This is a genomic window from Streptomyces sp. NPDC001231 (assembly GCF_042896885.1).
Taxonomy (GTDB): Bacteria; Actinomycetota; Actinomycetes; order Streptomycetales; family Streptomycetaceae; genus Streptomyces.
The window spans coordinates 153697-162408 of the sequence record NZ_JBIAXS010000013.1; the positions used below are offsets into that span (position 1 = coordinate 153697).

Here is an 8712-nt window from a genome sequence, read left to right on the forward strand (position 1 = left end):
GGGGACCCGGCACGACCCGCGCGCGAGCGTGGGCATACCGTGAGGAGTCGTACACGCGAGTCGGGAGGAGTCAACGGGATGGACAGCCGTACCGAGCTGGTCGAGGATCTGATGGAGCGCTTCCCGCACGTGCCGCGGGAGGCCGTCTTCAAGGAGGACCTGCTCCGGGGCGGTGTGGCCTTCGACCCGTCCGCGCTGAGTGACAACGAGAGCGGCGAGGTCAAGCCGAAGTCGTACTTCATCTTCTCCTTCGACCACGGCACCCTGCCCGAGCTGGGGGAGGCCGCGCTGCGGCGGCCGCCGGAGGAGATCATCCTCACCGGCGGGCCGTACGACCTGCGGCGGACCGTCGTCTCCGTACGGGTGAACCCAGCCTCGCCGTACCGTGTGGCCGCCGACGACGAGGGGCTGCTCGGCCTCTACCTCGACGGGAAGCGGATCGCCGACGTCGGTGTGCCGCCCATGCCCGAGTACTACCGGCACAAGCTGTCCAACGGGAAGTCCGTGATGGAGGTCGCCCCGACCATCCAGTGGGGCTACCTGATCTACCTCACCGTCTTCCGGGTCTGCCAGTACTTCGGTGCCAAGGAGGAGTGCCAGTACTGCGACATCAACCACAACTGGCGCCAGCACAAGGCGGCCGGCCGGCCCTACACCGGCGTCAAGGACGTCGAGGAGGTCCTGGAGGCGCTGGAGATCATCGACCGGTACGACACCCAGAAGGCGTCCACCGCCTACACCCTCACCGGCGGCGCCGTCACCTCCAAGGTGGCGGGCCGGGACGAGGCCGACTTCTACGGCCACTACGCCAAGGCCATCGAGGAGCGCTTCCCGGGCCGCTGGATCGGCAAGGTCGTCGCGCAGGCGCTGCCGAAGCCGGACGTGCAGCGGTTCAAGGACTACGGCGTGCAGATCTACCACCCCAACTTCGAGGTGTGGGACCGACGTCTGTTCGAGCTGTACTGCCCGGGCAAGGAGCGCTACGTCGGCCGCGACGAGTGGCACCGCCGGATCCTGGACTCCGCCGAGGTGTTCGGCGCGCGCAATGTGATCCCCAACTTCGTGGCGGGCGTGGAGATGGCCGAGCCCTTCGGCTTCACCACCGTCGACGAGGCCATCGCGTCCACCACCGAGGGTCTGCGCTTCTTCATGTCGCACGGCATCACGCCCCGCTTCACCACCTGGTGCCCGGAGCCCACCACCCCGCTGGGCAAGGCCAACCCGCAGGGCGCGCCGTTGGAATACCACATCCGGCTGCTGGAGGCCTACCGCGCCACGATGGACGACTTCGGCCTCTCCTCGCCCCCCGGCTACGGCCCGGCCGGCCCCGGGAACGCGGTCTTCTCGGTCAGCTCCTTCATGGACAGCCTGCCGGCGGCGGAGGAGACGCCCCAGGAGACCGAGGCGGCGGCGCGGTAGTCCTCCGCGATGCGTTTTCGGGTCCCGTGAGCCGAATGGGGGCTTCGGTCCGTACTACGGAGCGGAGTTGAGGACCACGGGATCCGTCACGACAATTGCATACGTGGCTTGTCAGTTGTGTCAAAGGCGTGAAAAGCTCGTGCTCTGCCGCGAGGTTCCCCCCAACTTCTCCCTGAGTGCAGAGAGTTGACCTCGCCCGTGGATGCAGGAGACCCATGCCCGACCTGCCGAGCCCCAAGGACGCGACCGAGGCCGCGCTGCTTGCCGAGTGCTGGGACGCCGTGCTCTCCTACGCCGACCTGTGCACGGCCGGCTCCGGCGCGGCCGGGCAACTGGCCGCGGAGGCCTTCGCGGCGGGCGTGCGCGAGGTACGGGCCGCCGAGGCCGGTGCGTCCCGGGGCCGCCGTACGCCCCGGCTGCCCGCGATCCCGCTGACGCTGGCCGCCGTGCGCGCCACCGCCGCGTCCTGGGAGGCCGGCGGACTCGGCGACCGGCTCGACCCGGACCTGCGGCTGTGGCTCAACTCCGACAAGGCCGCCCGCTACAGCGGCCCGCCGCCGCATCGCCCGCTCGCCCTGCGCACCCTGCGGGACCTTCAGGAACCGGACGCCGCGCTGCTGTGGCTGGCCGAGGTGGAGGCGCTGCCGTCGACCGTGGTGGCCCGTCGGCTGGGCCTCGACCCCGCGCTCGTGTCCGAGGAACTCGACCAGGTGCGGGCCCTGTTCCGGGACCGATGCCGCCGCAACCACCTCGACACCCCGATGGACGCGGAGTGCCGCGGCTACGCGGGGCTGCTGGACGCGGTCACCCGTACCGCGTCCGCCGCCGAGACGCCCGAGGACCTCTCCCGGCACCTCGCCACCTGCGAGGGGTGCGCCCAGGCCGCCGCCTGCCTGCGGCCGCACGGCGGCGGACTGCCCACCGCGCTGGCCGGCGGCGTCATCGGCTGGGGCGGCCTGGCCTACCTGGAGCGCCGCCGCCGGGCCGCCGAGGTGCGCCTCGGCGCCCACCGCTCCGCGGCGGCGGACACCGGCGGGGAGCCGCGGGAGGGCGCCGCTCGGGCGCGGGTCGTGCGCGGCGGCCTGCTCGCCGCGGCGGTCGCCCTGTCCGGGCTGGCCCTGGCCGTGTCGATGATGCCGTTCGACGGCTCCGCGAACGACGCCGCGCACGGTGAGGCCGGCCGTCAGCCGGTCGCCGACGGCCGCCAGGCCGACGCCCCGGACGCCGCCCCGCCCGCCGCCGACCCCTTGCCCTCCGCGTCCGTCGCGGCCTCGGTGTCCGCGGCCCACGAGTCGTCCGCGAGCGGCGCGGCGACCCGGTCCGGCCGCGAGAACCCCGACCCGGAGCCGCAGGGCACGGCCTCGGCCACCGCCGACGGGGGCGACTCGCCCGATCCCACGACGGACGGGCCGGGGACGGGCGACCCGGCGACGGGCGGGCAGGGGGGCGGCGGGACGGGGGCCTGCCGGGTCGACTACGACCTGACGTACCAGTGGACCGACGGTTTCCAGGCCAAGGTCACCGTCACCACCGCCCGCTCCCTGGACACCTGGCGCGTCGCCTGGTCCTTCCCCGACGGGCAGCAGGTCGGCCAGATGTGGGACGCGACCGTCGCCCAGAACGGCTCCCGCGTCACCGCCACCGCCGCCGAATACAACAAGTCCGTCCCCGCGAACGGCACCCTGTCCTTCGGCTTCCTCGGCACCTGGCACGGCCACAACTCCACGCCGTACGACTTCACGCTCAACGGCCACAGCTGCGCGACGGCCTGATCCCAGGACCCGTGAACGGCCCGGCGGCGCGGCGGCGCGGCGGCCCGCTCCGAGGAGTGACCCGAACGGCCCTGTCGGGTACCCGGGCGGGGCATGGAGGGTGGGAGCGTGTGCCACCGGCACGCGGTACCCCCGACCCGCACGCGGTACCCCCGACCGCTGTCCCGACCCGGAAGGAAACCCGATGTCCGTCGAGACGCAGCAGGCAGCCGCCGGGCTCACGGAGGAGGAGCTCGCGACGCTGGACGCCCACTGGCGCGCCGCGAACTACCTCTCCGTCGGCCAGATCTACCTCATGGGCAACCCGCTGCTGGCCGAGCCGCTGCGCCCGGAACACATCAAGCCGCGCCTGCTCGGCCACTGGGGCACCTCGCCCGGCCTCAACCTGGTCCACACCCACCTCAACCGCGTCATCAAGGCCCGTGACCTGAACGCCGTGTGCATCTGGGGTCCGGGCCACGGCGGGCCCGCCGTGCTCGCCAACTCCTGGCTGGAGGGCTCGTACACCGAGACCTATCCGGACATCACCCGGAACACGTCCGGCATGGCGCGGCTGTTCAAGCAGTTCTCCTTCCCCGGCGGGGTGCCCAGCCACGTCGCCCCCGAGACACCGGGCTCCATCCACGAGGGCGGCGAACTCGGCTACTCCCTCTCCCACGCCTACGGCGCCGCGCTCGACAACCCGGACCTGGTCGTCGCCTGCGTGATCGGCGACGGCGAGGCGGAGACCGGCCCGCTGGCCGCGTCCTGGCACTCCAACAAGTTCCTCGACCCGGTCCACGACGGAGCGGTCCTGCCGATCCTCCACCTCAACGGCTACAAGATCGCCAACCCGACCGTCCTTGCCCGCCTCCCCGAGCCGGAACTCGACGACCTGCTCAGGGGCTACGGCCACGACCCGATCCACGTCACCGGCGACGACCCGGCCGTCGTGCACCGCGCCATGGCCGCGGCCATGGACACCGCGCTCGACCGTATCGCCGCCTTCCAGCGCGCCGCCCGTGCCGACGGTGCCACGGAACGGCCCCGCTGGCCCATGATCGTGCTGCGCACCCCCAAGGGCTGGACCGGACCCGCCGAGGTCGACGGGCTGCCCGTGGAGGGCACCTGGCGCTCCCACCAGGTCCCGCTGGCCGGTGTCCGGGACAACCCCGAGCACCTGCGGCAGCTGGAGCGGTGGCTGCGCTCGTACCGCCCCGAGGAACTGTTCGACGAGCACGGCGCCCCGCGCCCCGCCGTGCTCTCCTGCGTCCCGCACGGCACCCGCCGGCTCGGTGCCACCCCGCACGCCAACGGCGGGCTCCTGCTGCGCGAACTGCCCCTGCCCCCGCTGGAGAAGTACGCCGTCGAGGTCGACAAGCCCGGCGCGACCCTGCACGAGCCCACCCGTGTCCTCGGCGACCTGCTCGAGGACGTCATGGCCGCCACCACCGACCGGCGCGACTTCCGGCTCGTCGGCCCCGACGAGACCGCCTCCAACCGCCTCCAGGCAGTCTACGGCGCCAGCGGCAAGGCCTGGCAGGCACTGACCCTGCCGGTGGACGAGCACCTCGACCCGCACGGCCGGGTCATGGAGATCCTGTCCGAACACACCTGCCAGGGCTGGCTGGAGGGCTACCTCCTCACCGGCCGGCACGGACTGTTCTCCTGCTACGAGGCCTTCGTGCACATCGTCGACTCGATGGTCAACCAGCACATCAAATGGCTGCGCACCACCCGCCGGCTGCCCTGGCGGGCCCCCATCGCCTCGTTCAACTACCTGCTGACCTCGCACGTGTGGCGCCAGGACCACAACGGCTTCTCCCACCAGGACCCCGGCTTCGTCGACCACATCCTGAACAAGAGCCCCGAAGCGGTCCGGGTCTACTTCCCGCCGGACGCCAACACCCTGCTCTCCGTGGCCGACCACGCGCTGCGCAGCCGCGACTACGTCAACGTGATCGTCGCCGGCAAGCAGCCCTGCTTCGACTGGCTCTCCATGGAGCAGGCCACGGTGCACTGCGCGCGCGGCGCCGGCATCTGGGAGTGGGCCGGCACCGAGGACGGCAACCGCGAACCGGACGTGGTGCTGGCCTGCGCGGGCGACGTGCCGACCCAGGAGGTGCTGGCCGCCGCCCAGCTGCTGCGCCGGCACCTGCCCGACCTGGCCGTGCGCGTGGTCAACGTCGTGGACATCGCCCGGCTGCTGCCCAGCGGGGAGCACCCGCACGGGATGACCGACTTCGAGTACGACGGGCTGTTCACCCGGGACAAGCCGGTGATCTTCGCCTACCACGGCTACCCGTGGCTGATCCACCGACTCGCCTACCGCCGGGCCGGCCACCCCCACCTGCACGTGCGCGGCTACAAGGAGATCGGCACCACGACCACGCCGTTCGACATGGTGGTGAGCAACGACCTGGACCGCTACCGCCTGGTCATGGACGTCATCGACCGCGTCCCCGGCCTCGCGGTGCGCGCAGCGGCCGTCCGCCAGCGGATGGAGGACACCCGGCTGCGCCACCACGCCTGGATCCGGGAGCACGGCGTGGACCTGCCCGAGGTGGCGGACTGGTCCTGGGACGGCTGACCGGGACGTCTCCCCTCCGGCACGCGGGGCGGCCGACAGGATCCCATCGCGGGCGTGCGCGGACCAGGGCCGACCGGCCCTGGTCCGCGCACGCGCTTCGGGGAAGGATCCTTGAGGAAAGCCGACACATCACAAGGAGCGACCGATGGCGGACCGTGAGCAGGCCGGACCCGACACCCCGATCCGGGTCTTCCTCCTCGACGACCACGAGGTGGTACGGCGCGGGGTGCACGACCTGCTGAACGACGAACCGGACATCACGGTGGTCGGCGAGGCCGCCACCGCCGATCAGGCACTGGTGCGCGTCCCCGCCCTGCGACCGGACGTCGCGGTGCTCGACGTCCGGCTGCCGGACGGCGACGGCGTGACCGTCTGCCGCGAGCTGCGCTCCCGCCTGCCGGAACTGGCCTGCCTCATGCTGACCTCGTTCGACGACGAGGAGGCGCTGCTGGACTCGATCATGGCGGGTGCCTCCGGTTATGTGCTGAAGCAGATCCGGGGCTCGGACCTGGTCTCGGCGGTGCGCACGGTGGCGAGCGGCCAGTCGCTGCTCGACCCCAGCGCCACCACGAAGCTGATGGCCCGGCTGCGGGGCGGACAGCAGCCGGAGGAGGAGCCGGACACGCTGCCCGGCCTGACCGACCGGGAACGGGAGATCCTGGCCCTGATCGGCGAGGGCCTGACCAACCGCCAGATCGGCCAGCGCCTCTACCTGGCCGAGAAGACGGTGAAGAACCACATCTCCCGTCTGCTCGCCAAGCTCGGCGTGGAGCGGCGCATCCAGGCCGCCGTCATCGCCACCCAGGCCAAGGACCGGCTGCGCGGGACCTCCTGACCGGGATATGACCGGGACCTCCTGGCCTTCGTCCATCGGTGCCGGTGCCTCATGCGCGGTCGGCGTGTCCGCCGGTGTCGTCGGACCGGTAGATGATGTCGGTGCTCACCGACACCACGCCGTCGACCCCGCCGCACAGCCGCTCGATCACCGCGATGAGGCTCCTGGCCCGCACGGTCCCCTTCAGCGAGACCCGGCCGTCGGACACCGCGACCGTCACGTCCGCCGGGGTGAGCCCCAGGGTCCGCGTGAGCACGTCCTGGGTGATCTCCTCGAAGATGGCCTCGTCGCGCCGGAGGAAGACCCGCAGCAGGTCGCCGCGGCTGACGATGCCCACGAGGGTGCCGCCCTCGTCGACCACGGGAAGACGCTTGACCCGGTGCGCGTCCATCAGGCGCGCGGCCTCCACGACGGTCCACTCGGGGCGCGCGCACACCGCCGGCGCCGTCATCAGGTCCTCGGCGGAACCGGCGGCGGAGCCACCGTGCCCGGCGCCCTCCGCCCGGGTCCCCGGCAGCAGGCCGGCCGGGTCCGGGCGTCCGGCCACCGTGCGCAGCAGGTCCGCCTCGGAGACCACGCCGACGGGACGGTCCGACTCGTCGACCACGGGCACGGCCGTCACCTCGTTGTCGGCCAGCACCCTGGCGACCTGCTTGAACGGAGTGTCCCGGCGGACCCGGACGACTCCGCGGGTCATGAGGTCCTCCACCGTACGGTGTCGCATGACGTCTCTCCCTTCGGTCCGCCCGACCGGTTCGGGTGCGCCGGTCCGCGGTTCACGCGCGGGCCCGCACTCTCCAGCGTGGCGGTGGCACACCCGCGGGGGCTTGGGCCCCTCGCGTACGGGGACGGCGCCGTTCGTCCCTTTTGCGAGGGACCTCGGGCCCGTTGGTGCGGGCGGCGGGGCCGGGCGATCCTGGAGGGCGGACCCCCTTCAGGGAGGCATGGCCATGCACGCTCAGCTGGGCGACCGACTGGTCGTCGAAAGCCCGGTCACCGGCGACGTCCGGCGTGACGGCGAGATCGTCGGTCTGCACCACGAGGACGGAACCCCGCCGTACGACGTGCGCTGGTCCGACACCGGCGAGATCACGCTGGTGTTCCCGGGGCCGGACGCGCATGTCCGGCACCCGGGGGAGGACGAGGAGACCACGGCCGGCGGACAGGCCCCCGCGGAACCCTCCGGCGCCGGGCCGGGCCGGCCGGGGGACTTCGGCAGGCGTCTGGCGGCCGCCCGCAGGAAGCGGGGACTGAGCCTGGAGGAGACGGCGGGCCGGGCCCGGATGTCCCCGCAGTACCTCGCCTATCTCGAGCAGCGCCCGTCGGCGCCGGGGATGGGGACCGTCGTGCGGCTGGCCGACGCGCTGGACACCACACTGGTCACGCTGAGCGGCGGCGACCAGGACCTGCCGCCCGGGCAGGGACAGGCGCTGCTCCACCCCCGGCTGACCGACCTCGGCCCGGACGAGTGCCGGGCGCTGCTGTCGACGCACGGAGTGGGACGCATCGCGCTGACCGGCCCGGACGGGCCCGACGTCCTCCCGGTCAACTACGACGTGGTGGACGACGCGCTCGTCTTCCGTACCGCGCCCGACGCGGCCCCCGCCGCGGCCGTCGGCCACGAGGTGGCCTTCGAGGTGGACAGGGTCGACGAGACGATGAGCCAGGGCTGGAGCGTGCTGGCGGTCGGCCGCGCCGAAGCGATCACGAACGCCGAAGCGGTGCGCCGGCTGGAGCAGCGGGTCCGCTCCGACCCCTGGGCGGGCGGGCCGCGGACCCTCTGGGTGCGCATCCGCCCCGCTCGTCTGACGGGACGCCGCATCACTCCCGCGGACCGGTGAGCGGGGCGGGGTCCGGGCTTCGTCCGGACACGAGTGGACGGGAAGGACAATCCACTTCTCGCGGATCCTGATTGCGCGGTGCACGGCTTTTCCGCCGCTTCCCCGCGTCTTGCGGTCCTTCCCGTCACTTTCATGACACCACACGGGCCGCCGCGGCACCAGGGCCGCCCGGCCCCGGCCGGGCGGCCCGCGCGGCGGCCCGGGCCGCGCCGGCCCGCGGGGCCCCGCCCGAGGCCCCCGGCCCCCACCGCCCCCGCCGGGGGGCCGCCCCCGGGG

The 8712-nt window shown here is 73.1% G+C and carries 6 protein-coding genes; 5 read left to right on the forward strand and 1 reads right to left on the reverse strand.

The genetic code is table 11. The features are described 5' to 3' along the window. Positions 1-78: 78 nt before the first annotated feature. From ACFY3J_RS18070 to ACFY3J_RS18085, 4 genes are all read left to right on the forward strand, one after another. Positions 79-1419, forward strand: coding sequence for a radical SAM protein (locus tag ACFY3J_RS18070; protein ID WP_225078332.1), 1341 nt, complete (start codon positions 79-81; stop codon positions 1417-1419). Between the two features lie 215 nt (positions 1420-1634). Continuing rightward, entirely contained in the window at positions 1635-3191 is a 1557-nt protein-coding gene (locus tag ACFY3J_RS18075; RefSeq protein WP_384176917.1) for a cellulose binding domain-containing protein, read from the forward strand. A gap of 184 nt (positions 3192-3375) precedes the next feature. Next, complete coding sequence (locus ACFY3J_RS18080; protein ID WP_384176914.1) at positions 3376-5760, forward strand: phosphoketolase; 2385 nt, start codon at positions 3376-3378, stop codon at positions 5758-5760. Positions 5761-5905: 145 nt separating this feature from the next. Continuing rightward, positions 5906-6595 carry a response regulator transcription factor gene (locus tag ACFY3J_RS18085; RefSeq protein WP_225078329.1) on the forward strand — a complete coding sequence of 230 codons (690 nt, stop codon included), beginning with the start codon at positions 5906-5908 and terminating at the stop codon, positions 6593-6595. A gap of 49 nt (positions 6596-6644) precedes the next feature. Here ACFY3J_RS18085 and ACFY3J_RS18090 read toward each other — a convergent pair whose 3' ends face one another. Beyond that, positions 6645-7319, reverse strand: coding sequence for a CBS domain-containing protein (locus ACFY3J_RS18090; RefSeq protein ID WP_390841234.1), 675 nt, complete (start codon positions 7317-7319; stop codon positions 6645-6647). Positions 7320-7545: 226 nt separating this feature from the next. Here ACFY3J_RS18090 and ACFY3J_RS18095 point away from each other — a divergent pair, with 226 nt between their 5' ends. Beyond that, on the forward strand, positions 7546-8436 hold the full coding sequence (locus ACFY3J_RS18095) for a pyridoxamine 5'-phosphate oxidase family protein (protein WP_384177405.1): 891 nt from the start codon (positions 7546-7548) through the stop codon (positions 8434-8436). Positions 8437-8712 lie beyond the last annotated feature (276 nt).